This is a genomic window from Rhodococcus sp. 21391, from assembly GCF_016772255.1.
Classification (GTDB): Bacteria; Actinomycetota; Actinomycetes; order Mycobacteriales; family Mycobacteriaceae; genus Rhodococcus_F; species Rhodococcus_F opacus.
Genome location: NZ_CP063781.1, coordinates 1,331,797 through 1,356,475, shown reverse-complemented (window position 1 = coordinate 1,356,475; position 24,679 = coordinate 1,331,797). Strand labels below are relative to the sequence as shown.

General features: G+C 68.4%; 26 protein-coding genes and 1 riboswitch. Of the genes, 20 read left to right on the top strand and 6 right to left on the bottom strand.

What is annotated here, in order from left to right; all coding sequences use genetic code 11:
• Positions 1-248: 248 nt before the first annotated feature.
• Together GO592_RS06370 and GO592_RS06365 are read left to right on the top strand one after the other, a co-directional pair.
• Positions 249-650 carry a DUF488 domain-containing protein gene (locus tag GO592_RS06370; RefSeq protein ID WP_005254155.1) on the top strand — a complete coding sequence of 134 codons (402 nt, stop codon included), beginning with the start codon at positions 249-251 and terminating at the stop codon, positions 648-650.
• Positions 647-811: a hypothetical protein gene (locus tag GO592_RS06365; protein ID WP_007300559.1), complete on the top strand. Its 165-nt coding sequence runs from the start codon at positions 647-649 to the stop codon at positions 809-811. The genes GO592_RS06370 and GO592_RS06365 overlap by 4 nt, the downstream gene beginning before the upstream one ends.
• Positions 812-838: 27 nt before the next feature.
• On the opposite strand, the gene GO592_RS06360 is transcribed toward GO592_RS06365, so the two are convergent.
• A complete protein-coding gene (locus GO592_RS06360) occupies positions 839-2,380 on the bottom strand; it encodes an AMP-binding protein (RefSeq protein ID WP_007300558.1) in 1,542 nt (513 codons plus the stop codon).
• 167 nt (positions 2,381-2,547) lie between these two features.
• Between GO592_RS06360 and GO592_RS06355 the strand changes: the two genes are divergently transcribed.
• Together GO592_RS06355 and GO592_RS06350 are read left to right on the top strand one after the other, a co-directional pair.
• Positions 2,548-3,366, top strand: coding sequence for a maleylpyruvate isomerase family mycothiol-dependent enzyme (locus GO592_RS06355; RefSeq protein WP_007300557.1), 819 nt, complete (start codon positions 2,548-2,550; stop codon positions 3,364-3,366).
• A gap of 5 nt (positions 3,367-3,371) precedes the next feature.
• Positions 3,372-4,055, top strand: coding sequence for a Type 1 glutamine amidotransferase-like domain-containing protein (locus GO592_RS06350; RefSeq protein ID WP_007300556.1), 684 nt, complete (start codon positions 3,372-3,374; stop codon positions 4,053-4,055).
• A 29-nt stretch (positions 4,056-4,084) separates the two neighbouring features.
• On the opposite strand, the gene GO592_RS06345 is transcribed toward GO592_RS06350, so the two are convergent.
• Complete coding sequence (locus GO592_RS06345; RefSeq protein WP_005254150.1) at positions 4,085-4,414, bottom strand: hypothetical protein; 330 nt, start codon at positions 4,412-4,414, stop codon at positions 4,085-4,087.
• A 513-nt stretch (positions 4,415-4,927) separates the two neighbouring features.
• Here GO592_RS06345 and GO592_RS06340 point away from each other — a divergent pair.
• The 6 genes from GO592_RS06340 to GO592_RS06315 all read left to right on the top strand — a co-directional run bounded on the left by GO592_RS06340 (position 4,928) and on the right by GO592_RS06315 (position 10,315).
• Complete coding sequence (locus GO592_RS06340) at positions 4,928-6,301, top strand: FAD-binding oxidoreductase (protein ID WP_007300555.1); 1,374 nt, start codon at positions 4,928-4,930, stop codon at positions 6,299-6,301.
• Between the two features lie 182 nt (positions 6,302-6,483).
• Positions 6,484-7,599 carry a DUF4185 domain-containing protein gene (locus tag GO592_RS06335; RefSeq protein ID WP_007300554.1) on the top strand — a complete coding sequence of 372 codons (1,116 nt, stop codon included), beginning with the start codon at positions 6,484-6,486 and terminating at the stop codon, positions 7,597-7,599.
• A 65-nt stretch (positions 7,600-7,664) separates the two neighbouring features.
• On the top strand, positions 7,665-7,940 hold the full coding sequence (locus GO592_RS06330; RefSeq protein WP_005252788.1) for a GNAT family N-acetyltransferase: 276 nt from the start codon (positions 7,665-7,667) through the stop codon (positions 7,938-7,940).
• A complete protein-coding gene (locus tag GO592_RS06325) occupies positions 7,924-8,466 on the top strand; it encodes a DUF3558 domain-containing protein (RefSeq protein WP_007300553.1) in 543 nt (180 codons plus the stop codon). The genes GO592_RS06330 and GO592_RS06325 overlap by 17 nt, the downstream gene beginning before the upstream one ends.
• Entirely contained in the window at positions 8,463-8,990 is a 528-nt protein-coding gene (locus GO592_RS06320) for a DUF3558 domain-containing protein (protein WP_005566685.1), read from the top strand. The genes GO592_RS06325 and GO592_RS06320 overlap by 4 nt, the downstream gene beginning before the upstream one ends.
• An 83-nt stretch (positions 8,991-9,073) precedes the next feature.
• Positions 9,074-10,315, top strand: a complete 1,242-nt coding sequence (locus GO592_RS06315) for an MFS transporter (RefSeq protein WP_005254145.1) — start codon at positions 9,074-9,076, stop codon at positions 10,313-10,315.
• On the opposite strand, the gene GO592_RS06310 is transcribed toward GO592_RS06315, so the two are convergent.
• Positions 10,308-11,861: a carboxylesterase/lipase family protein gene (locus tag GO592_RS06310; RefSeq protein ID WP_007300552.1), complete on the bottom strand. Its 1,554-nt coding sequence runs from the start codon at positions 11,859-11,861 to the stop codon at positions 10,308-10,310. The genes GO592_RS06315 and GO592_RS06310 overlap by 8 nt on opposite strands.
• A gap of 112 nt (positions 11,862-11,973) precedes the next feature.
• Here GO592_RS06310 and GO592_RS06305 point away from each other — a divergent pair, with 112 nt between their 5' ends.
• The 5 genes from GO592_RS06305 (at position 11,974) to GO592_RS06285 (ending at position 16,149) form a co-directional block, all read left to right on the top strand.
• Complete coding sequence (locus GO592_RS06305) at positions 11,974-12,651, top strand: NUDIX hydrolase (RefSeq protein WP_007300551.1); 678 nt, start codon at positions 11,974-11,976, stop codon at positions 12,649-12,651.
• 57 nt (positions 12,652-12,708) lie between these two features.
• A riboswitch (TPP riboswitch) is annotated at positions 12,709-12,804 on the top strand.
• Positions 12,798-13,520 carry a TenA family protein gene (locus GO592_RS06300; RefSeq protein WP_007300550.1) on the top strand — a complete coding sequence of 241 codons (723 nt, stop codon included), beginning with the start codon at positions 12,798-12,800 and terminating at the stop codon, positions 13,518-13,520. Its footprint overlaps the riboswitch before it by 7 nt.
• Entirely contained in the window at positions 13,505-14,545 is a 1,041-nt protein-coding gene (locus tag GO592_RS06295; protein ID WP_005254141.1) for an ABC transporter substrate-binding protein, read from the top strand. The genes GO592_RS06300 and GO592_RS06295 overlap by 16 nt, the downstream gene beginning before the upstream one ends.
• The gene (locus GO592_RS06290; protein WP_007300549.1) at positions 14,523-15,344 is read left to right on the top strand and encodes an ABC transporter permease; all 822 of its coding nucleotides are present in this window, start codon (positions 14,523-14,525) and stop codon (positions 15,342-15,344) included. Before GO592_RS06295 ends, GO592_RS06290 begins: the two co-directional genes overlap by 23 nt.
• Positions 15,337-16,149 carry an ABC transporter ATP-binding protein gene (locus GO592_RS06285; protein WP_007300548.1) on the top strand — a complete coding sequence of 271 codons (813 nt, stop codon included), beginning with the start codon at positions 15,337-15,339 and terminating at the stop codon, positions 16,147-16,149. The genes GO592_RS06290 and GO592_RS06285 overlap by 8 nt, the downstream gene beginning before the upstream one ends.
• A 13-nt stretch (positions 16,150-16,162) precedes the next feature.
• On the opposite strand, the gene GO592_RS06280 is transcribed toward GO592_RS06285, so the two are convergent.
• Positions 16,163-17,518 (bottom strand): WS/DGAT/MGAT family O-acyltransferase, encoded by a 1,356-nt coding sequence (locus GO592_RS06280; RefSeq protein WP_039952828.1) that lies wholly within the window; start codon positions 17,516-17,518, stop codon positions 16,163-16,165.
• A 178-nt stretch (positions 17,519-17,696) separates the two neighbouring features.
• On the opposite strand from GO592_RS06280, the gene GO592_RS06275 reads away from it, so the two are divergent.
• Positions 17,697-18,686, top strand: a complete 990-nt coding sequence (locus GO592_RS06275) for an alpha/beta hydrolase (protein ID WP_007300546.1) — start codon at positions 17,697-17,699, stop codon at positions 18,684-18,686.
• A 25-nt stretch (positions 18,687-18,711) separates the two neighbouring features.
• On the opposite strand, the gene GO592_RS06270 is transcribed toward GO592_RS06275, so the two are convergent.
• Together GO592_RS06270 and GO592_RS06265 are read right to left on the bottom strand one after the other, a co-directional pair.
• Positions 18,712-19,044, bottom strand: a complete 333-nt coding sequence (locus GO592_RS06270; RefSeq protein ID WP_039952827.1) for a 4Fe-4S dicluster domain-containing protein — start codon at positions 19,042-19,044, stop codon at positions 18,712-18,714.
• Entirely contained in the window at positions 19,041-20,618 is a 1,578-nt protein-coding gene (locus GO592_RS06265; RefSeq protein ID WP_007300544.1) for an FAD-dependent oxidoreductase, read from the bottom strand. Before GO592_RS06265 ends, GO592_RS06270 begins: the two co-directional genes overlap by 4 nt.
• 289 nt (positions 20,619-20,907) lie before the next feature.
• On the opposite strand from GO592_RS06265, the gene GO592_RS06260 reads away from it, so the two are divergent.
• The 4 genes from GO592_RS06260 (at position 20,908) to GO592_RS06245 (ending at position 24,600) form a co-directional block, all read left to right on the top strand.
• Positions 20,908-21,456 carry a hypothetical protein gene (locus GO592_RS06260; protein ID WP_202715101.1) on the top strand — a complete coding sequence of 183 codons (549 nt, stop codon included), beginning with the start codon at positions 20,908-20,910 and terminating at the stop codon, positions 21,454-21,456.
• Between the two features lie 126 nt (positions 21,457-21,582).
• Positions 21,583-22,500, top strand: coding sequence for a PPE domain-containing protein (locus GO592_RS06255; protein ID WP_007300542.1), 918 nt, complete (start codon positions 21,583-21,585; stop codon positions 22,498-22,500).
• A 14-nt stretch (positions 22,501-22,514) separates the two neighbouring features.
• On the top strand, positions 22,515-23,177 hold the full coding sequence (locus GO592_RS06250; RefSeq protein ID WP_039952826.1) for an ESX secretion-associated protein EspG: 663 nt from the start codon (positions 22,515-22,517) through the stop codon (positions 23,175-23,177).
• A gap of 70 nt (positions 23,178-23,247) precedes the next feature.
• Entirely contained in the window at positions 23,248-24,600 is a 1,353-nt protein-coding gene (locus GO592_RS06245; protein WP_007300540.1) for a T3SS (YopN, CesT) and YbjN peptide-binding chaperone 1, read from the top strand.
• Positions 24,601-24,679 lie beyond the last annotated feature (79 nt).

The following is a 24,679-nucleotide window of genomic DNA, read 5'->3' as shown; positions in this document are numbered from 1 at the left end:
TGGTGTGTGTGCCGCGACGAGCGGCGATCAACCGATGATGAGCGGAAATATTTCCCCCGACTCGACTGAGTTAGCTGATAGTAGCCAGAGAAAGCGTGACGTAGGGAACAGAGAAGTCCGTGGGTAGGCGTCTGAATCGAGTCCGAACAGTCGTTCTCACAGATCTTTCTGCTCGTTTGTGAACCCGGTCACAGGGTGTTTGGTCGTAGTCTGACGGTAGACAGCCGCAAGGAAGCGGAGGTTCGGCCATGAGCACATCGAAGGAACGGAGCGCGGAGGACGTCACCGCGGATCCACCGGTCGTCGTCGAGCGGGTCTACGACCATCCGACCGAGGGCGACGGACTCCGACTGTTCGTGGACCGGCTCTGGCCGCGGGGGCTCCGCAAGGACGCGTTCCATTTCGACGACTGGGCCAAGGACCTCGCGCCGTCGACGGAGCTGCGTCACTGGTACTCGCACGACGTCGCCGCATTCAGCGAGTTCCGCGAGCGGTACGTCCACGAGCTCGACTCGCCGAGCGGACGGAAGGCTGTCGCGCGGGTGCAGGAACTCGCGCAGGGGCGGCCGATCGTTCTCCTGACCGCGACGAAGGACGTCAGTCACAGTCACGCCGAGGTGCTCGCCGAATACATGCTGGAACGGTTGTGACCACCCAGCGCGACGAGGCCCCGCCCATCACCGACCCGGACGACGACCTCGGCGGCGATCCCGTCTGCTGGCTCGACCGTGTGTGCCCCGACTGCGGGTTGTTCCTCACCGATCACACCGCGAGCACCTGCCCGCGCTGCGGTTCGGCGCGGGAGAGGTGACGTGCGGGACAGGTGACGTGCGGGAATTCAGCCGGCGTTCAGGTACCGGGCACGAAGTTTGTGCTTGACGAGTTTGCCCGTGGGGGTGCGCGGCAGGTCGTCGGAGAAGTCGATGCTGCGCGGCGCCTTGAAGTGACTCACGCGGTCGCGGACGTAGTCGAGTAACTCGCGGGCGACGGCATCGGACGGTTCCACTCCTTCGACGAGTTGCACGACGGCTTTGACCTGTTCGCCCATCTCCTCGTCGGGCACGCCGATGACCGCGACATCGAACACCTTGGGATGCATGGTGAGGACGTTCTCCGACTCCTGCGGGTAGATGTTCACCCCACCCGAGATGATCATGAACGCGGCGCGGTCGGTGAGGTAGAGGAAGCGGTCGGAGTCGATGTACCCGATGTCGCCGCTCGTGGTCCAGGTCGGATGGTCGGGGTGTGTCGCGGATTCGGTCTTGGCCGGGTCGTTGTGATATACGAACGGCCGTTCATCCCTCTCCCAGTAGACGGTTCCGATGTCACCGACGGGTACGTCCGCACCGTTGTCGTCGCAGATGTGCACGATGCCCATGACCCCGTCGTGGCCCACCGATCCCGGCTTGGCAAGGGCCTGGGCGCTGTCGATGAACGTGGCACCGGCACCCTCCGTGGACGCGTAGTACTCGTGGATCACCGGGCCCCACCACTCGATCATCGAGAGTTTCACGTCGGGCGGGCACGGTGCCGCCGCGTGAATGGCCACCTTCAGACTCGACACGTCGAATTTGTCGCGAACATCTTTCGGCAGCTTGAGCATCCGGACGAACATCGTCGGCACCCACTGGCTGTGGGTCACCCGGTATTCCTCGATGAGCCGCAGCGATTCCTCGGCGTCGAAGCGGTCCATCAGGACGATCGTGCCGCCGACGGAGGTGATGGTGCCGCAGAAGCGCAGCGGCGCTGCGTGATACAGGGGTGCGGGACACAGATAGACGGTGTCGGAATCGAATCCGTACATCGGAGCGAACACCGCGGTGTACGGATCCATCGTGGTGTCCACTTCGCCTTCGGGTAGAGCGGGTTTGATCCCCTTGGGCCTGCCGGTGGTGCCCGACGAGTACAGCATGTCCTGCCCGCGGGGTTGCGAATCGAGCGGTTCGGCCGACTGCGCCTCCACGGCGTCGTCGTAGCTGTCGAATCCGTCGAGCACGCCGCCGTACACGAGACGGTGCCGGACGCGGGGAAGCTGATTCGGGTCGCGCGGCACGGCGCCGCCGGCGTCGGCGGACACGATGAGCACCTCGGCTCCGCAGTCGTCCACGACGTAACCGGCTTCCTCCGGGGTGAGGTGCCAGTTCACCACTGTGATGTACAGCCCGGATCGCAGCGCCGCCCAGTACACCTCGAGGACCCGGAGATCGTTGCTCGACACGAGCGCCAGGTGGTCGCCGACTTTCAGGCCGAGCGAGCGCAGGTGCCGTGCGAGGCGGGTGGACCGCTCGTCCAACTCCCGGTAGGTCAGCCGCTCCCCCGTCGAGGGACGAATGACAGCGGGCTTGTCCGGGGTGGTCGCCACGAAGTTTCCAGGGAACATCCGCACTCCTTTTGTTAATGGAGATTCTCACCATCGGTCTACCACAACGAACCCGGGACGGGGAGACCTTCGACGCCGTCACCGGCGCATTCGTCCGCCCGCGGCGAAAATGCTCGGACGCTCCGGCGGGAGGTCCTAGAGTTGAGGCAAAAGGAGGCGTACCACCCGTGAATGCCCTGCAGAAGGAACCGATCCTCGACGCATTGTTCGAGGAGTGGGATGTACTCGACGAGGTGCTGTCCTCGTTGTCCGGCGACGCGTGGTTCACGCCCACCGCGCTGCCCGGGTGGACCGTCCACGACGTGACCGCGCATCTCATCGGCACCGAGTCACTGCTTGCCGGAATCTCCGCACCGCACACCAGCATCGACGTCCGCGGCCTCGCGCACGTGCGCAACGAGATCGGTGCGTTCAACGAAGAGTGGGTCGAGGGACTCCGGAGGTGCTCCGGGCCCGAGATGCTCGAGCGTTTCCGGGCGATCGTGGCCCGCAGGCGGTCGGAGCTGAGCGAGATGACCGACGAGGAGTTCGAGGCCGAGACCACCACACCGGTCGGTCCGGCGCCCTACCTCCGGTTCATGCGCATCCGCGTGTTCGACTGCTGGATGCACGAGCTCGACCTGCGCGACGCCCTCGCGCTGCCCGGCAACGAGGGCGGCCTGCGCGCGGAGACCGCGTTCGAGGAGATCGCGGGCGCTGTCGCGTTCCTCGTCGGCAAGCGCGGCAAGGCCCCGGACGGGTCGAGGATCACCCTGGAGCTGACGGGACCGCTCGCGCGCAACATTCACGTCGCCGTCGACGGCAGAGCCGCGGTGGTCGACGAACTACCGTCCGAGGCCACCACGACCGTGACCGTCGACTCCCGGCTCTTCACCCGGTTGGCGGGCGGCCGGACGACCGCGGCGGATCACCGCGACGAGATCGCATTGAGCGGCGACACCGCCGTGGGCAAGAGGATCGTCGACAACCTCGCGTTCACGATCTGACCGCGGTGCGCCTGTTCCTGTCCTCGTATCGGTTCGGTGCGGATCCCGCGCCTCTGCTGTCGCTGGTCGGCCGTCCGGGGCGCGTGGGGGTGATCGCCGCGGCCGCGGACGCGTGGCCACGGACGGCGCGGACGTCCGCGGTCGTGAGTGACGTGATGCCGCTGACGCGGCTGGGCTTCACCCCGGAGGAGGTGGATCTGCGCGACTACATCGGCAGCGACGGGCACGCGCGGTCCACCGCGCTGAAGGAGCGGCTGGAGGGGTTCGGCATGCTGTGGGTGCGCGGCGGGAACACGTTCGTGTTGCGCGCGCAGATGGCCCGGAGTGGGGCGGACCGGGTGATCCCGGAACTACTGCTGAGCGATTCGCTGGTGTACGCCGGCTACAGCGCGGGGGCGTGTGTGATGACACCGACGCTGCACGGCCTCGACTCCTCCGATGACCCGGCGGAGGTGGTCGCAACCTGCGGCATGGAGCCGCTCTGGGACGGCCTGGGCGTGGTGAGCTTCGCGATCGTGCCCCATCACGCGCCTGCGGAGCTTCCAGGGGCCGAAGACGCCGTGCCCTTGGAGGACGCGGCCGCCGTTCGGCGCACTGTCAACGCTTTGAGGCTCGCCGGCATCGAGTACCGCACCTTGACGGACGATCAGGCGATCGTCGTGAACGGAGATCGAACCGAACTCGTGTGACGACGGCGAGCCCTGCGGCGGGAAGGCCTTCAGCCGAAGACGGCGACCGGCACGGACGGAGCGAACGGGGCGACGCGGTCGAGTGCGGCCCAGGTGACCTCGCAGCGCTTGGCGGTGACTTCGTCCGCGTCGGCGAGGAGCGTGTTCAGGAGGGTCTTCGGGTTCAGGCGCCATTCCTGCACCATGGACCGAACCTCCTCGTTGGTGAACAACCCCGAACCGGCCAGTGCGAAGATCCATTCGTCGAACTCGCCACGGTGGATCTGTTCGATGGAATCGTAGTCGATGCCACCGTCGAGGAACTCGTACGAGAACATCGCGGAGATGTAGCTGCTGGGATCTCGGTGGAGTGCATTCATCGGTGCGGGTCCTTCCAGGGTCGGTGCGGCAAAACCCGGCCCCAACCGTGTTCTAGCTCACATTTCGTGAGAATCTCCGTTTGGGTGTAACGCCTCGCCGGTGTTTGACGATGCAAGACGCTAACCCGTAGAAGTGAGTTTTTGCATTGCCTGGTCGATACGATCCGGTAACAGAGTGACGAATGTGACCTGTGTTACACCCGATTCGTCCGGTTCCTCGCGGTTCGCGGGACGCCCCCACCTGCATTTTCTCCTCCGGACCCGGTTGCATACCCCACCGCCGGGACCCCGGAAAAAATTCACCCCCCTGATCCCACATCGTGAGACTCCTACGCGTAAGTAACTAACAGATGGACTATTGGGGTCTCGCTTCCAGGCCGAACGTCCAGGTTGGAGCGGTATCCGAACAATTGGGTCGGAATCGGTTCAGTTGGACGCCTGACCAATTCGAGGACACCGGTGGCCCGCTGGGTTACCGTCGGGGCCTCCGACACCCGCATTTCAGGAGTCACGATGACGGTCACCGACGACGCACTCGCGACGCTCGCCGACGCGCTCCCCCAGGGATGCCTCGTCACCGATCCGGACATCCTGGTCTCCTACCGCCAGGACTGGGCGCGCGATCCCGACGCCGTCCTCCCCCTCGCCGTCGCCCGTCCGACGACCACCGAGGAAGTCCAGGTGGTGATGCGCTGGGCGACCGAGCACCGGGTACCGGTGATCCCGCGCGGAGCGGGATCGGGGCTCAGCGGCGGCGCCACCGCCGTGGCGGGCTGCGTGGTGGTCAGCACCGAACGCATGCGCCGGATCGAGGTGGACCCTGTCACGCGGATCGCCGTCGTCGAACCGGGACTGCTCAACGCGGAGGTCAAGGCCGCGGCCGCCGAGCACGGGCTCTGGTATCCACCGGATCCGTCGTCGTTCGAGATGTGCTCGATCGGCGGCAACGTCGCGACCAACGCCGGCGGCCTGTGCTGCGTCAAGTACGGCGTCACCACCGACTACGTCCTCGCACTGCGCGTCGTTCTCGCGGACGGGACGGACGTGCGCCTGGGCGGGCCGCGACTGAAGGACGTGGCCGGCCTGTCGCTGACCAAGCTGTTCGTCGGGAGCGAGGGAACTCTCGGCATCGTCACGGAGGCGACGCTGAGGCTGATCCCGGCCCAGCCGCCGTCGAGCACCCTCGTCGCGTCGTTCGCCTCCGTCCAGGCCGCCGCCGACACCGTCCTGGCCATCACCCGCACGCTGCGGCCGTCGATGCTCGAATTCATGGACCGCACCTCGATCGGCGCCGTCGAGGACGCGCTGAAGATGGGCCTGGACCGGACGGCGGAGGCGATGCTCATCGCCCGCTCGGACGCGCCCGGCGCGATTGCGGCCGAAGAGATTTCCGTGATGGCGGACGCCTGCACGGCGAACGGCGCGTCCGAGGTCTTCACCACCGACGACCCAGACGAGGGCGAAGCCTTCGCCGCGGCAAGACGATTCGCCATTCCCGCGGTCGAGAGGCTCGGCAGCCTGCTCCTCGAGGACGTCGGGGTCCCGCTCCCGAAACTGCCTGCGCTGGTGGAGGGAATCGCGGCGATCTCCCGCGCGCGTCACGTGATGGTCGCGGTGATCGCGCACGCCGGCGACGGAAACACGCACCCGCTCATCGTGTTCGACCCCGAGGACGCCGCAATGGCCGAGCGTGCTCACCTCGCCTTCGGCGAGATCATGGACCTCGCACTCTCTCTCGGCGGCACGATCACCGGCGAGCACGGCGTCGGCCGGCTGAAGAAGGCCTGGCTGCCCGACCAGTTGGGCGAGGACGTCATGGAATTGACGCAGCGGATCAAGAACGCACTGGACCCGCTGGGGATCCTCAACCCCGGAGCGATCCTGTAGCTACTCGGGCCGGGTGCGATACCCAATGGTTACCCTAGGGGCTGGTGTGACAGGTGAGGTATTGCTAGCGTGACCGGACCCGACTCGATTCCTCGCAGAGAGGTGCGCTCGTGACCAGACTCCGCCGTGTCGCCTCCCTGGCGATGCCCGCCTTACTCGCTTCTACCTGCACGTTTTTCACGATGACGCCCCCTGTTGCGACGGCTGCCCCGTGCCTCGGAACCGGCAGCCTCGGCTCGAGCGGCTCGAATCAGGGCATCAACCCCATTCCCTGGCTCAACGGAAGCGACGGTCGCCTTCCCGAGCTACGTGGCAAAACTCAGGCTATCGCGCACATCACCGGGCCGCGCAGCTCCAACGACACGATCGGCAGGTTCCGGGTGCTCGGCACCGACCTCGGCATCATGTGGGACAACGGCGGAGGTGAGATCCTCACGGCGTTCGGTGACACCGTCGGACTGAGCGACAATCCGCTGTGCGGTCTGGTCGGCGACTGGCGCAGCAACATCCTGTTGCGCAGCTCCGACAAGGACCTCACCGACGGGATGGGCATCGACAATTCCCCGGTCGATACCCCGAACCATTCCAAGGAGATCATCCAGAGCAAGAAGATCCCGGGTGTGGAGCAGACCGTCATCCCCACCACCGGCATCTCGGTCGGCGAGGGTCCCGGCGCGACGCAGTACATCAACTACATGTCCGTGCGGAGCTGGGGCGCCCCCGGCGAGTGGGACACCAACGCGTCCGGCATCGCATACTCGGTGGACAACGGCGAGAACTGGGTCACCGACCCGCTGACGCTGCGGCCCAACGTGCCCGGCACGGGCGCCGAGAACTTCCAGATGGGCTCGTACGTCAAGCACGACGGATTCGTCTACGCGTTCGGCACGCCGTCGGGTCGCTCCGGCGACGCCCGGCTGTCGCGGGTGAAGGAAGCGGACATCCGGAACCTCACGCTGTACGAGTACTGGGACGGCAAGGCGTGGGTGAAGGCCAACGCCACCGTCGCCGCACCGGTCATCCCCGGACCCGTCAGCGAGTTGTCGGTGCAGTTCAACCAGTACCTCGGTCAGTTCGTGGCGATGTACACCGACGCCGGCAATTCGGTGGTCATGCGCCGGTCCGACCATCTCGAATCCGGCTGGAGCGAACCCGAGGTGCTCGTGAGCAGCCGGGACGTGCCCGAGTTGTACGGCGCGTACATGCATCCGTGGTCGCAGGGATCCGATCTGTATTTCCTGGCCACCACCTGGTCGGACTACAACGTCATGCTGCTGCGCACCAACCTCGCGGACTGACGGTAATCTGCGGGTGACAGCGTGCGCGGGACAGCGCGCACGCCACACGAGCAGAGGAGCGGTCTGTGGCGGCCACGGTGGAGCACGACGTGTCGGAATCCCGGTTCGAGATCTACCTCGACGGTCAGCTGGCCGGATACGCCGACTATTTCGAGCGGAACGGTGCCCGCGACTTCCACCACACCGTGACGTACCCCCAGTTCCGTGGTCAGGGTCTGGCCGCGGAAGTGGTGAAGGCCGCCCTCGACGACACGAAGGCCAGCGGGCTCACCGTGATTCCGTCGTGCTCGTACGTCGAGAAGTACATCGCCGAGAATCCGAGCTATGCGGAGCTCGTCTGATCCGGTCCGCCTGACCGTCCGCGCGACATGTGTGGTCGCCGTGGCGGTCGTGCTGGCCGGCTGCGGTTCCGGCGACGGTTCCGAGACCGCTCCGGCGGCGTCCGCGCCGACGACGTCGGTGTCCGCGCAGCCCGGCGCGTTCGTGGGGGAATGCGGCTCGCTGACCGACGCCGAGGTGTACGAGCGAGCCGGGATCACCGGGCTCACCCCGGTGTCGCGCAACGGCATCAAGTGCCGGTGGGAAGCGGACGGCGGCGAACGGTACGTGATGTTCACGTGGTACCGCGGTAGCCCCATCGACCGGGAACGGTCGGTGGCCAAGGGCATCGGTCACGAGGTCCACGACCTCGAGATCGCCGGGCACCGCGGGTTCTCCTCGCAGAACGTCGGGTTCTGCGAGGTCGCGCTGGGCACCGGTTCCGACTTCGTGCACTGGCTGGTCCGCTACGGCACGGGCACCGCACCCTCCGATCCGTGCGCGGCCCCGACCGCGCTCGGCCGGCTGACGTTGGAGAAGGTCAAGTGAGCGCCGCCCGCCGGCTCGCCGCGGCGGTGGCGTCCGCGGTGGTGCTCGCCGGCTGCGGCACCTCCGTCACCGGCAGTCCCCTGCCCGAGGGCGCGGCCGCCTCCGAAGACGGCGGCTCACCGCAGTTCGACAAACTCCTCCGCGAGTGCGACGCCGTCCCCAACGACAAGATCGCGGAGACGCTCCACGGCGCCGGCATCGACCAGTACTTCTTCGGCGCGGTGTGCATGTGGACGGTGTCCTCCGCCGCCGGATCGATCGACGTCACGTTCGGCTGGTTCGAGAACAACTCGCTGCAACGGGAGCGGAGTGTGGCGGACCAACTGGGCTATCAGGTGGAAACCACGTCGATCGCAGGCACGTCGGCGTTCAGCGCCCGGCGTCCGGGTGATTCGGCGACGTGCGGGATCACCGCCGCCTACTCCGGTGTCATCACGTGGTGGGTGCAGCAGCGGTCGGGCACCGGCGATCCGTGCGACGGAGCGCGCACCCTCGCCGAACTGACCCTGCAACGCAACCAGTAGCGGCCGGAATTCGCTCGCGGTGGCCACGACCTCGCTGTTAGCGTCGAAGGACCACCGATCGAGCCGACCAGAGGACCCTTGCCGTGACCGCCACCGAGACGGCTGTGACTCGCCGGTTCGGGCCCCTGATCCTCCTGAACCTCGCGACGCTGTTCTCGTCTACGGGCAACGGTATCGCGATCGTCGTGCTGCCCTGGCTCGTGCTCGAGAGGACCGGTCGCGCGTCCGACGCCGCGATCGTCGCGGGCGCGGCCACCCTTCCGCTGCTGTTGTCGAGCCTGTTCGCGGGCACGTTCGTCGACCTGTTCGGACGTCGCCGCACGTCGATGATCTCCGACTGCCTTTCTGCCCTGTCCGTGGCGGCCATCCCGGTGATCGCGAACACGACGGGCCTCACCGTGACGGTGATCGCCGTCCTCGCCGCGATCGGCGCCGCGTTCGATCCGGCCGGGATCGCGGCGCGGGAGTCGATGCTGCCCGCCGCCACGAAGTCGGCGGGGTGGTCCCTCGACCGGATGAACAGCCTCTACGAGGCGAACTACAACGTGGCGTATCTCGTCGGTCCGGGCATCGGCGGTGTCCTCATCGCGACGGTGGGTGCGGTGAACACGTTGTGGGTCACCGCCGTCGGCTTCGTGCTGTCCGTGGTGACCATCGCGTTCCTGCGACTGGAGAACGCCGGCAGACCCGACACGTCCACGCGCCCGACGTCCATCTGGCACGGCACGCTCGAGGGGCTGAAGTTCGTGTGGCACAACCGGCTCCTGCGGACGATCGCGCTCGTGGACATGGCGGTGGTCGCGCTGTACATGCCCGTCGAATCGGTGGTGTTCCCGGTGTACTTCACCGAACTCGACAAGCCCGCCCAGCTGGGTTCGGTGCTGATGGCGCTCAGTATCGGCGGCGTGGTGGGCGCCCTCGCGTACGGACCGCTCGCGCCGTTCGTGTCGCGCAGGACGCTGATGGTGGTGGCGGTGACGGTGCTGGGCGCGGCCATGGTCGCGATGGCGTTCCTGCCGCCGCTGTGGGCGATTCTGGCGCTGGCCCTCCTCCAGGGTCTCGTGTTCGGTCCGGTCGGCCCGATCGCCAACTACGCCATGCAGACTCGCAGCCCGGAGCACATGCGCGGTCGGGTCACCGGCGTCATGACGTCCACCGCGTACGCCGCGGGCCCGCTGGGCTACCTGCTGGCCGGTCCCCTCCTCGACAAGTGGGGAATCCAGCCGACGTTCTTCGTGCTCGCGATCCCGGTCCTGATCATCGGGCTGGCCTGCTTCGCGCTGCCCGTACTGAAGGAACTCGACGACAAGGTGCCCGTCAGTTGAACCCCATGACGTCGTTGCCCCAGGCGATCCGCATCTCGTGGTCCGGGTCCTTCACGAGGGTGTCCGCGCCGTCGATCAGCAACGTGGAGCGGTTCTCCTCGTCGTAGGGGGCCCAGTGCTTGGACCCGTCCAGCGCGGCGGGGACACCGTGCCGCGCGAACGCGAGCCACCGGCGCTGGATCCGGCCCGACACCTCGAGCGCCGTCTTCCGGCCACCGAGCCAGAACGTCGGGTCGATGTTGAGGGTGTCGAAATTGCCGAAGACGTACGGGAGTTCGGTGGCATGGCCGGCTCCGATCCGTGCGGCCTTGAGCATCGGCGTGGCCTGATCGAACCGGTACATCCATGTCGGCGAGTGCCGGCTGTGGGCGTCGGCCACCCACAGGGCGGGCATCCGGAACGCGGCGTCCCGCGACATCGCGAGCGCGCCCTTCGCTTTTCCGCGGTCCGGGTACGCCGACAGGATGTCGGCGAGGCGGGCGGCGGGCAGTTCGGGGTGATCGGTCGCGATCGCCCTCAGCATCTCCTGTACCGAATCCGAAGTGACCGGCAGCAGAGGCGATTTCATGAACTTGAAGATCGACGACTCGTCCTTGTTGGAACCGATGATGAGGGGGATGTGGTGCGAGTAGCCCTTCTGGAACGCGGCCACCGGGTAGCGGGGCAGGAAGTCGCGGTCCACCACGGGTGCCATGGCGAGCGTGCCCGGGATCCTCGTCGGCACCTCGTTGACGAGTGTGTCGCTGGCCTCGATCACCGTGCGGTACGGAAGGTGCAGCAGTGTGTCGATCTGCCCGGGTTCCACCTCGAGGATGTCGAGGAACTGTTTCGCGACGGTGGCCGCCCGCTCGCTCCCGTAGACCGACGTGGCGGGCGGACTCTGGGCGATCGCGCGGTGGAACAGCCCCTCCGCGCTCGGACACGTCATCAGCGTGGTGATCGACCCGGCTCCGGACGACTCGCCGAACACCGTCACCTCGTCCGGGTCACCGCCGAACGATGCGATGTTGTCGCGCACCCATGCGAGTGCCGCGACCTGGTCACGCAGCCCGCAGTTGGTCTCGAACACCCGCTCGGCCGTCGAGAACGACGACAGGTCGAGGAAGCCGAGCGCTCCCACCCGGTAGTTGAACGAGACCAGCACGACGTCGCCGAGGGTGGACAGGATGCGCCCGTTGTAGATGCCCTGGGCTGCGGTTCCCAGGCAGTAGGCACCGCCGTGGATCCACACCATCACCGGCCGCGGAGTGCCGTCGGGTCTCGGGGCCCAGACGTTGACGGACAGGCAGTCCTCGTCCATCTCGAGTCCCGCATCGATGGGGACGGCGGTTCCGTGCCCCTGCGGCGCCATCGGGCCGAAGTCGACGCAGTCGCGCACACCTTCCCACGGTGCGGGCGGGACCGGCGCGCGAAACCGCAGGTCGCCGACGGGCGCCGCGGCGAACGGAATGCCCTTCCACGCGTAGACGTCGCCCTCGGGATAGCCACGCACCTCGCCGTCGCGGGCACGGACGACGAGCGTGTCGCCGGACTTGTCGACCTCCACGGACGAATCTCCTCACGCAGCACGTACCGGGAATCTCTCGCCAAACTACCAACGATGAGCAGGCAGGACCGATCGAACGCGAGATAGATCAACCGTGCGCTAACATTCCTGCGTGGCCGCATGGACCGATTCCGACGGCAAGAGCCTCCTCGACTATCCGCGCCCCTCCGTGGCGGTCGACGTCGCCGTCCTCACCGTCGACGGAGCGGAACTGAAAGTGCTTGTGGTTCCACGCCGTTCAGGCCAATTCACCCTTCCCGGCACCTTCCTCCACGAGGGTGAACGACTGCGGGACGCCGCCGAGCGGTGCCTGCGCATCACGGCCGGGCTGACGGGCACCGAATTCCATCAGCTGGCGATGCTCGACGACCCCGGCCGCGACGATCGCGGGTGGGTGCTGTCGATGACGCACGGCGCCGCACTGCCCCGCACGGCGCTCCCCCGCGACACGATGTTGATCACCGTCGACGACGCCCGGGTGACGCAGGAGATGGCCTTCGACCACGCGGACGTCGTCACCCTCGCCGTCGCCGACCTGCGCGAGCGGTACGCGCGGGCCGTCGACCCGTCCGGCCTGGCCGGCGACACGTTCACGGTGCTCGAACTCCGCCGGGTGTACGAGGTGGTGTTCGGACGCTCCCTGCCGAAGGACTCGTTCCGGCGCCACATGATGCCGGCCCTCGAGAACACCGGCGACATGGCCGTCGTCGGGACCGGCCGGCCCGCGGAGATCTACCGGCGCGGCCCCGCGTCTCTCCCGCCGACCGCGGCCGCGTTCCTCGCCGGCTGAGCCCGTCGACCGACCCGGGCCTTTCCGCCCGCGGCACGGCCGGTGCTAGGGTCGGCTTGTTCTGACACGGGGTGCTCCGCACGGGCGGGGCTGAGAACACACCCGGGAACCTGCTCAGGTAATGCTGACGAAGGGATGTCAACGTTGTGAATAGCTCTGTCCACGATGCTGCCGGCGCCGGCCAGCACGCCCGATTCACGGACCACTTGTGGGACCGGACCAAGGTGCTGCGCGAGGCGATCGACGAACTCGAGTTCCTGCGCCGCCTCGGCGACGGAACGCTGCCGCTGGACGTGTTCCGCACGTACATCGAGCAGGATTTCCTGTACCTGACCGGGTACGCGAAGGCTCTCTCGCTGGTCGCCGCGCATGCGCCGGGCCCGGTCGAGGCCGGGTTCTGGGCGGGCTCGGCCGCCGAGGCCGCCACGGTCGAGGCGACGCTGCACCAGAATCTGCTGACCAGCGGACGACTCCCCGAGTCGGACGTGGAGCCGCAGCATTCGCCGGCCTGCCTCGGGTACATCTCGTACCTGACGGCCGTCGCCGCCACCGAGCCGTACGCGGTGGCTGCGGCCGCGGTGCTGCCGTGCTTCTGGATCTACGCCGACGTCGGGCACCGGCTCGCGGCGAGCGCCCGTGAGGTGCTCTCCGCCGACCCGTCGCACCCCTACGCACAGTGGGTGACCACCTACGACGCGGAGGAGTTCCACGCCGCCGTCGCGACGGCCCGCGAACTCGTGGACGCCGCGGCCGAGGCCGCGACCGATGCCCAGCGTGAGGCGATGGCGGAGGCGTTCGTGATCGCCAGCCGCTACGAGCACATGTTCTGGGACACCGCTCTCAACAAGCAGGAATGGCCGGCGTCGTGACACTCTTCTCTCGTACCAAGCGCGCTGCCACCGCAGCCGTCGTCCTGGTCTCCGCCCTGTCGCTGCTCACCGGTTGCGCCGGTGACTCGCAGTCCGGCGACACCATCCGGTTCGCACTCGACTGGACACCGAACACCAACCACACCGGTCTGTTCGTCGCCCAGCAGGAAGGCTGGTTCGCGGACGCCGGACTCGACGTGCAGGTGCTGCCCTACAACGACACCTCGCCCGACACCCTGGTCGACGCCGGCAACGCGGAGTTCGGGGTGAGCTTCCAGAGTTCTGCGACGTTCTCGAAGGCCGCGGGCGCACAGACCACGTCGGTGATGGCTCCGCTGCAGCACTGGGCGACGGGCATCGCGGTGAAGGCGGATCGCGCCGACATCACCCGCCCCCGGGATCTGGACGGCAAGATCTACGCCGGGTTCGCGGACCCGGACGGCGAGGAGACGCTGAAGCAGATCATTCGGAACGACGGCGGCAAGGGCGAATTCACCACCGTCACGCTCGGCACCTCGGCGTACGAGGCCGTGTACTCCGGCACCGCCGACTTCACCGTCTCGTTCTTCGGCTGGGAGGGCATCGAGGCCGAGCACCAGGGCACCCCGATGCGCTACTTCCACTACACCGACTACGGCTTCCCGGATGCGTACGCGCTCGTCATCGAGGGCAACGAGCAATGGATGGCCGACCATCCCGAGCAGGCCCGCAAGTTCGTCCAGGCCCTGCAGCGCGGATACCAGTTCGCCGCCGACCGGCCGGACGAGGCCGCACAGATACTGATCGACGCCAACCCCGGCGCCTTCACGGACGAGTCCCTCGTGCGAGAGAGCCAGCAGATGCTGTCCTCCGAATACATGAAGGACAGTTCCGGAAAGGTCGGGACACAGACGGCCGAGCAGTGGGCGGGTTACTCCGGTTTCCTGTTCAAGCACGGCCTGCTCACCGGCCCCGACGGGGCACCGCTGACCACGGAACCCGACTGGTCGACGTATTTCACCAATGAGTACCTCGCTCAGCCCTGACCCCAGTCTCCGCACCACGGTCCCGGGCGCGTCCCCGCTGCTGCGGCGGGTGCTGCCCGCGGTCGTGGTCGTGGCGCTGCTGGTCGTCGCATGGCAGGTGTACGTGACGGTCAGTGGTATCCGGCCGCAGGTGCTGCCGTCGCCGCTGCGGGTGGTCCAACAGGGCTGGCGGGCGCGGGACGCCATCTCCGGTCACGCCTCCGCGACACTCCAGGTGACGCTGATCGGGTTCGCCGTCTCCCTACTCTTCGCGTGGGCGCTCGCCGTGCTCGTGGACTTCTCGCCGTGGCTGCGACGCGCGTTCGTTCCACTGTTCGTCGTGTCGCAGACGCTGCCGATCATCGCGATCGCGCCGCTGATGATCATCTGGTTCGGATTCGGTCTGCTGCCGAAGATTCTCGTGATCGCCCTCGCCACGTTCTTCCCGATGACGATCGGTCTGATCGAGGGTTTCGCCGCGGCCGACCGGGAGGCGGGCGCGTTGTTGCGCAGCATGGGTGCCTCACGGTGGCAGGAATTCCGCTACGTGCGGCTTCCGTCGGCGATCCCCCGGTTCTTCACCGCCCTGCGCATCGGCATCACGTACGCCGTGGTGGGCGCCGTGTTCGCCGAATACGTCGGGGCCACGTCCGGTCTCGGCATCTACATGGCGACGCAGAAGAACTCCTTCCGCACCGACCTCGTGCTGGCGGCGGTGCTCGTGACTGCCGTGATCAGCGTCAGCCTCTACCTGCTCACCTTCGCGGTCGAGCGCGTCGTCGCCCCGTGGATCAAGAACGAAAGGGCCCGGCATGAGTGAGACCGCGCGCGTCACACTGTCCGGTCTGAGCAAGGGGTTCCCGGTCCGCGGCGGCATCCGGCCCGTCCTCGACGACGTCTCGTTCACCGTCGAACCGGGTGAGTTCGTGTCGGTGATCGGCCCGAGCGGGTGCGGGAAGAGCACCGCGTTCTCCATGCTCGCCGGTCTCGACCAACCCGACGCCGGCACCGTCACGATCGGCGGCGAACCGGTGCGTCCCGCGGGGAGTGGCCCCGCGAAGTGCGCGTACATGCCGCAGAAGGACCTGCTGTTCCCGTGGCGCACCGTCCTCGACAACACCACCCTCGGACTCGAGGTGCAGGGCGTGCCCCGGAAGCAGGCGCGGGACAAGGCCCGGGAACTGTTCTCCGTGTTCGGTCTCGGCGGGTTCGAGGACGCCCGCCCCAGCCAACTGTCCGGTGGGATGCGACAGCGGGCCGCGATGCTGCGGACCGTCGTCCAGGACCGTCCGGTGCTGCTCCTCGACGAGCCGTTCGGCGCCCTGGATTCGTTGACCCGCACCGAGATGCAGACCTGGTTGCAGGACGTGTGGCAGCGCTACCGGTGGACCGTGCTGATGATCACCCACGACATCCGGGAGGCCGTCTACCTGTCGGACCGGGTGGTCGTGCTGTCCGCGCGGCCCGCCACCGTGCGGCGCGAGGTGACGGTGGTCCTGCCGCGTCCCCGCGAATTGTCGATGATGACGTCGCCCGAGTTCGCGGACGTCGAACACGAACTGCTCGGGGTGCTCCACGAGGAATCGCGGCGGGCACTCGTCGAGCAGGAGTCGGCCCGGCGCTGAAATACGCGGCCTCTCAGAGCAGTGCCGCCTCGAGTTCGCCGAGAGCCGTCTCGAGATAGAAGAGGATGCGTTGCAGGCTCGGCACCGATCGGCGGCACCCGATGACACCGAAATCGAGGTTGCCGCCGTTGGTGGTGAGTGTGATGTTGAGTGCCTGCCCGTCCAGCACCACCGACGTGGGGTAGATGCCGTCGAGCCGGGACCCGTTCCAGTACATCGTCTTCCGCGGTCCCGGGACGTTGGAGATGATCACGTTGAACGGCGGCGGCGTGAAGCGGACGAACCCCGGCACCGGCGTCAGGGCGATCGGCGACATGTTGAACGCGGACCACGCCAGCGCCTGCATCGAGGTGAGGCTGCCGAACAGTTCCTTCCCCTGGGACATGGAGGCGGAGATCGCCGTCAGACGCTCGGCCGGGTCGTCGACGTCCGTCGCCAGGTTGCACAACGTGACCCCGACCGCGTTGCCGCCGGCGTCGGCCTTCTGCTCGTCGCGCAGCGACACCGGAACCATCGCGATCAGCGGCTCGTCCGGTAGCGCATTCTGTTCCTCGAGGTACCCCCGCAACGCCCCGGCGCACATGGCCATCACCACGTCGTTGACACTGACCCCCGCCGCCTTCCGCACGGCGTGGACGCGTTCGAGCGGCCACGACTGCGCGGCGAACCGGCGCGCGCCACCGATCGGGACGTTCAGCATGGTGCGGGGCGCCTCGTACGGAAATCTCATGTCGTGCTGCCCCATCGCGGTGCGGGCGATGCGCAGCGACGCCGGTGCGAGACCGGCCACCTCACCGACCGTGCGACGGACCCCGTTCACCACCGACCAGAGGTCGGGGGCGGCTCCGTTGGCCGACGCTCTTCGCGGCAGGTTCCACGGCGGCGGTGCGTCGCGCACATCCGGGTCGGTCGACAGCGTCCGCATCAGCAGCCGCAGCCCGGAGACCCCGTCCATCAGCGAGTGGTGCAGCTTGGTGTAGATGGCGAACCGGCCGTCGCCGAGACCCTCGATCAGATACATCTCCCACAGCGGGCGATGACGGTCCAGGAGCGTGCCGTGCAACCGGGACGTGAGCGTCAGCAGTTCCCGGACGCGGTACGGGGCCGGGAGGGCCGAATGACGCACGTGGTATTCGAGGTCGACGTCCGACTCGTCGGCCCACCACAGGTTCCCGAGACTGCCGACGGGGCCCGCGGGCTTCTTCCGGAAAGTAGGGTCGACGTCCGTGTGCTTCAGCAGAGTTTCGTGCATCGACTTCACGTAGTCGGGGCCGGCATCCTCCGGCGGTGTGAACAATTCGAGCGATCCCACGTGCATCGGATGCTCTCGCGATTCTCCGAGAAGGAATATCGAATCGGTAACCGGCATGATCCCCACCTGGACGTTCACCCCCGCTCGGTCACTATCCCATTACGACTTTTGCCTGGATGCTACGTCGGGCGTAGCGTCCGTGCGACCAACTTCGATGTAGACCGTACGGCGCAAAGAGGTGGAAAACCTAAACGCAGCAAGTCGATGGGCACCGAGGCCGGATCGGAGGCAGGCTATGAGCACTGCGACTTTCGACTTCTGCCCGTCACCCCTCCCGGTGACGCGGCGGGAGTTCGCCGGGACCAGCCTGCAGTCGACGGCCCTCGCGCATACACTCCGCCGCACGGTCCGGCCGTTCCTGGACGGGTGGGCGCGCTACCCCGAACTGCCGTGGCCCACGGGAGTCGTCGACCTGTTCGGATACTCGCTCGGTCCCATCCGCGGAACCGTGCGCAGGCCCATCCGGCTGCCGAACTGCCGCGCCGAGTGGATCCGGCCCCCGGGTGAGCTCGCCGACCGGGCGATCCTCTACCTCCACGGCGGGGCGTTCCTGTGCTGCGGGATCAACTCCCACCGCCAGATGGTGTCCCGGATCTCGGCGGAGTCGAAGGCGTCGACGCTGAACGTCGCGTACCGGATGATCCCGCGGAACCCCATCCGGGCGGCCGTCGAGGACGGCGTCGACGGGTACCGGTGGCTGCTCTCGCACGGGTACACCGCCGACCGCATCGTCATCGCCGGCGACTCGGCAGGCGGATTCCTGACGTTCATGGTGACGCTCGAAGCCCTGCGCCAGGGGTTGCCGCGTCCCGCCGCCGACGTCGCGCTTTCGCCGCTGACCGACCTCGACCCGGTGAACAAGCTGGCCCATCCCAACGCCGACCTCTGCGCTGTCTTCCCCAAACGCGCGGTCGGTGCCCTGTCCAGGCTGATCGAAAGACTGGACACGAGGGGCGGGCACGAGCCGTCCACGTCACCCGTGGACGGCTCCCTCGCCTCCATGCCGCCGGCGCTGATCCAGACCGGCTCGCGGGAAATGGTGTACGTCGACGCGGAACTGATGTCCGAGCGGCTGTCCCAGGCGGGTGTGCCGTGCGAACTGCAGGTGTGGGAACGGCAGGTGCACGTCTTCCAGGCCGCCGCCGGTCTGCTTCCCGAGGGCACCCGCGCCATCCGCGAGATCGGCCGGTTCATCCGCAAGGCCACACCCGTGAGTACTTCTTAACCGCCGGCCGGATGTTAACAAGTACTCACGGGGTGAAGAGGTGGTTCCGGTCGAGTGTGGAACCCGGCGTGCGACGGCCACCCCACCCGATCACGGCGCGGTAGGCGCCGAGCGCCCCCGACTCCGCCAAACCCTCGGCGTCGGTGTGCGTCGAGTCCTCGGGAACCGGGGTGTCGAACGGCGCGACGTACAGCGCATCGGTGGGACAGTTCGCCTCACACATGAAGCACGTCTGACAGTCCTCCTGGTGCACGACGACGGGTACCCCGTCCGCGCCGCGACGGAAGACGTCCGTCGGGCAGACCTTGATGCAGATGTCGCACCGCACGCAGCGGTCGGCGACGACGACCTCGATCACGACGCGACCGTCCGGGCCTCGGTGGTGCCGCGTTCCGGCCGCACCCACACCTTGCCCAGTCCGCCCGACAGCAGTCGGCGGGTCTGCGCCGGATCGGTGTCCGGCAGGTCGGTGCGCACGTGCATCCCCCTGGTCTCGGTCCGCGCCAGCGCGGAGTGCGTCGCCCACCGCGCGACGGCGAGCATCGCGGCGGCCGACCGTGCCTGCAGCAGCTCCCGTTCGGTGCCGCCGAGCAGATCGGCGGCACCCGACCACGCCTCGTCGAGGGCTGTCACGCTGTCCTGCAGACTCGTCGCGCTGCGCCGGTAGCTGCGTCGCAGCGGCAGGGTGTGCTCCTGCACGAGTCCGACGATGGAGCGCGACGCCTGCCGGCGGGCCGACGGTCCGCGCAGTCCCGCCGCGCCCGCGCCGCGCACCCCGTCGGGGACGGGACGCTTCCGAGCGAACCGGGCTGCACCCGCGCCGGCCCACGTCCCCGAGGAGATCGCCCACGCCCCGTTGTGGCTGCCGCCGCCGCTGCGACCGCCGGTGACGAGTTCACGGGTGGCCGCGTCGCCCGCCACGAACAGGCCGGGAACGTCACTGGCGCAGTCGGTGCCGACGACCCGGATGCCTCCGGTTCCGCGCACCGTTCCCTCCAGGACTGCCCGCACGGGATACTTCTGCGTGAACGGGTCGATACCGGCCTTGTCCAGCGGCAGAAAGTAATTCGGTTGCGACGTGCGCATGGCCGCGCGGATGTCGGGCCTGGCTCGGTCCAGTCGCGCGTACACGGGGCGGCCGGCGGCGAGGTGCGCCATCGCGGCGCCGCGTGCGGAGAAACCGCCGTCCCCGAGAGTCCGGCCGTCCGCGTCGTAGTACGTGGCGAACTGCATCATCAAACCCTTGGTGTGCCCACTCCACGCCGGTGCCAGCGCGTATGCCGTCGAGAATTCCATGCCCGAGAACGACGCCCCGACCTCGGCCGCCATCAGGAGTCCGTCGCCGGTGTCGACGTTCGTTCCGAAGCTTCCCGACAGGAATGCGCAGCCGCCGGTCGCCACGACCACTGCCCCGGCACGCACCGACCACGGGGAGTATCCGTTCTGCCGTTGCAGACCCGCGGCACCGGACACGATGCCGTCGCCGGTGGTGAGCAGTTCCAGGGCGGGGCTGTGGTCGAGGATGGTGACCCCGGCGCGGTGCACGCGCCTGCGCATCCGGCGCATGTACTCCGGCCCCTGCAGGCTGGTACGCACCTCCCGGCCGTCGTCGCCGGACGGAAACCGGTAGCCGGCGCCTGCCAGTTCATCCACCCGGTGGTGGGTTTCCTCGAGCACCCGGTACATCCAGGCCGGCTCGGACAGTCTGCCGCCGTCCTCGAAGCGGGCCTGCACCGACCGTTCGCGTGCAGGCCCGGGCGGGACGTTCCACAGGTTGTTGCCGCCCGACGCGGTGGGGCCGCTGGTGCCGCAGTAGCCCTTGTCGGCGAGGACGACCCGCGCGCCCGCCCGGGCCGCCGCCAGTGCCGCCCACGTTCCGGCGGGTCCGCCGCCGAGGACGAGGACGTCGGCGTCGATCTCGAGCCGGCTCACGAAGCGAACAGCATCGCCGACGCGGCGACGGCCGCCCCGGTTCGTTCGGACAGCGGACGGCGTAACAACCAGTCGAGCAGAGACATCGTTACCCCCGGTCGGAGCGGTATGGACACCGCTCGATCGTCGGCTGACCGGCTCGCCCGAACAAGAGTTCTCGTCAGCGTGCGCCGAACCCCGGCAACCATCCAGCGAACCCGCCCGGACGACTCGTCTTCCGGACACATGAGGCAGCAGGCGGCACCGCCCTCTATGGTGGACGCATTTGCACGCCGAGGACGGGTAGCGCATGGACGACAGGACTGTAGCGATCGGGGCACTCGCGATTGCCACCGTGTCGGCGGTCTCCGGCCTGATGATCGGTGCCGCGGGCGGCGCGTTCGGCAACCGCGGGCCGGACGTCGTGCCGCCACCGCTGACGTCGGAGGGCCTGCAGGCCGCCGGGCCCTACAGCGCCGCACCGGCCACCTTCCAGGTGTTCGTCCCGCCGACCCCCACCTGGCAGATGGCCGACCTCACCACTCCACGGGCCGCCACGCTCACCACCGAACCGGCGCCGGTGACCACCGCGCCGCCGCCCGCGCCCTCGACGACCCCCGCCCCGCCACCGCCCGTCCGGACCACGGTCGCGCCGCCTCCCCCGACGATCAGCCTGGCCCCGGTCACCACACCCGTGACCCGGCCTCCCGTCATCACGACGACCGAGCAGACCGTGCCCCGGATCGCGGCCCCGCCGACGGCGGCACCCGCGAAGCCGACACTGCCGCCGGTCACCACCACCACGACGACGCGTCCGGTGATCACCATCCCGCCCGTCACCACCAGACCGCGGGGCTGAGGCCCACCCGAGCCTTTCCGAGATCGGGAGCGGTGACAAGCCCGGTGCAGGAGTCGGTAAGGTGGCTTCCCGCCGGATTGGGGGGTCCACTCCGGGACCGTGAGTGTCCAGCATCGGAGGTCGGGGATGAGTGGCGGGGAGAATTTTCGGTCGGGCGAGTGGGATCACCGAGCCATCAGGTGTGCGGTCGACGCGCTGAGGCCCGCCGAGTCCGGTGCGGTGGCCGCGGCCTGGGACGACCTCGGACGCCGATTCCAGGAGTCGGTCACCGAGTTCCACGACGCGACCCGTGCCGCCGTCGACACCGGTTGGCGTGGGCCGACCGCGGACGCGGTGGCGTCGGCGCTCGACGACTACGCCGCCCAAGCCGGGCAGGTCGGGGGCCGATTCACCGATGTGGCGGATGCGTTGCGGCACGCGACCACCGGAGCCGAAGCGGTCCGCAGCGCGGTGGGCCGGCCCGGCGAACACCCGACCGACTGGACCCGGGTGCTGCCCGTCAACTGGACCGCGGAAGCCGACGCCGACGCCGCAGAACAGAACGCGAAGGCCGCCATGGACACCTTCTACACCTCGGCGTATCGGGTCGCGGACGAACAACTCCCCGTTGCGGGCCTCGCCGCGACCGATGCCGCGGCAACGGCAAACGGTCAGCCGGTGGGCTTCGACATCGGACCGAACGGGGTGCACGGCATACCCAGCGATGAGCAGGTGGCCGAGCCCGGATCCGAATCCGTCCCGCGCACTGAGCACCGCAAGAGCGGCGAGGTGCTGCTCGAGGACTCGTCGGCGCCCGCACAGGCTGCGCCGGGTTCGATCGCGGGTGCGGCGCTGGCCGGGGCCGTCGGCGGCGGGGTGGCGCAGTACGCGCGCAGCATCGTGTCCTCTCACCAGACGACCACCCCCGAACGGCCGGGCGCTCCCGCCCTGCCAGCCGCGCGGGAAGACGAGGAGGAACCCTCGACGTACCTCGAAAGCATCGACGAGGGAAGCGAACTCGTCGGAAGATTGCCTCTCGTGACACCCGCGGTGATCGGCCGATAGTCGTGGGGCACTGGGTGTTGACCGGCCCGCAGTTCTCGGCGTTGTGGGCCCGGACCGGCCAGGACCGCATTCCGTATCCGTTCAGGGTCACGAGCACGCTGGCCACCGCCGACGAGTACGCGGCGGAGCAGCGCCGGATCGGCGCCGCCTTCTCCGGACCCGAACACGACGCGCTCGAGTCGGCGCTGCTGGTGCTCGCCGAACCCGACCTCCGGATCGAGATCTCCGGTTCGGCAGGTGCGGACGGCGGTACCCCGGTCCGCATGACGGGAGCCATTGCACGCGGGCACGGGATCGCGGCGGTGCAGCATCCGGGCGAAGTGGTGATCCGGAGCTGCGAACCGTACGACGTCGGCCGGCAGCTGATCGCTCAGCTCCCCGACACCGACGCCGGCGCGGCGGCGGGCGTCGTGGTCCCGCCGACACCGGCCGGGAGCGCACGGGCGGCCCGGATCCTCGACCGGCCGTCGACGAGCCAGGGGGTCGTCACCGTGATCCGCGGCGCGCGGCACTCACCACGCCCCGTCGGCGGTCTGGCGTGGCGGGACATCGAGGGCGACGGCCGGTACGTCGTGTGGGGCGATACCGCCGTGGCGGTGGAACCGGGCACGTCGTGGGACCTCCTCGACGCCGTCACCCGGCTGACCGGACGAATCGCGGCCGGTCACCCCGTCTGAGCCCACCGCCCCCTCCTGCACTGCGGTCTCGACGAGCGCCGCTACCGTATAGAGCGGAAGTAGGTGACTCGTGGCCGACCCGGACGGAGCAGACATGCAGGACTTCGATCTGGATTCGAGCGTGAACCGCGACTGGGCGGAGTTCCAGCGGCGCCTCGCGGACTATCTGGCAGCGATGCAGGACGAGGACCTTCTGGTCCTCGAATCGGGATTCGAGGAGCTCGACGAATCCCAGGGACTGATGCCGTGCATTCAGTTCGTCGTGTGGGACGGTGACACGGTGCGCTGCGAGGTGCCGTCGAACCATTACCTGCACCCCGACCGCGCACTGACCGAGGCCGAGCAGACGTACCTCACCGAGCTGGGCTGGAACCGGCCGACGCGCGGCCCGGACGACGAACCCGACGACGGCTCCCCCGCGTTCTACGTCGACAAGAAGCTGTCGTGGTCGGATCAGCTGGCCGCGATGGCCGTGGCCGCGTTCCGCGACGTCTGGGGAATCACGCATCCCGCGTTCCTGAGCACCGAGACGTCGAGTACGGATCCCGAGGCCACGTTCGACCCGGTTGCGGTGCGGCCGCCGCTCGTCGCGCAACTCGACCCCGCGGCCGCCGTGGTCCCCCGCGACGTCGAGCATCTCCACGAACTGATCACGCTCGCGTTGGTGCCGATGCTCGGGCTGCTGCCCGAACGCGACCCGGACGGCGACGTCCCGATCCGGATGGGCAACACCATCCTGTTCGTCGGCCCGCTCGCCGACACCGTCGACGTGCAACTGTTCGCGCCGCTCGTGCACGACATCAGCGACCGCACCCGGGCGGCCGAGGTCACCGCCGACCTCAACCGCACGTGGTCACGGATCAAGTTCGTGCTGGTCGACGACCGGTTGTCGGCGTTCCTGGAAGTGTCGGGCAACCCGTTCGTCCCCCAGCACCTCACGGACAGCTGCAAGGTGTTCTCCGATTTCCTGAGCACCGTCGACAACGAGTTCGCATCGCGGTTCGGTGGCGAACTGTTCTTCCACCGCGACTCCGGCCCGGACGCGGAGGCGGACGCGGCACCTCGCACCGAGAACCGGATGTCGTCCACCGACCTGCCGAAGGAACTCCAGACGCTGTTCCATCTCCATGCCGGGCCCGGAGGCGACACCGATCCGGCTGTCGTCACCGACGTCTGCGGTCACGACCGCGACCGGATCCTCGTGCTCCTGGACACCGGCATCGCCTGGGTGACCCGGTTGCGTGAAACCGACGATGCGTCGGCGGACCAGTGGGAGCGCATCGTCGGCGCCCTGCGCCACGCCCTCCGCACCGTCGTGCTGCCACCGACGGCGAGCGCTCCCGACACCAAGCCGCGGCCCGAGCAGATGGGGCTGTTCACCAACCCCGAGGAGCAGACCCTGTTCGACGATCCGTCGTCCTAGAAGCCGCCCTTTCGACGATCGGTCCGGGTTTCCCGGGATGTGGCGTACTGTCAGCACTATCGGAGCCGTCCAGGTTCCG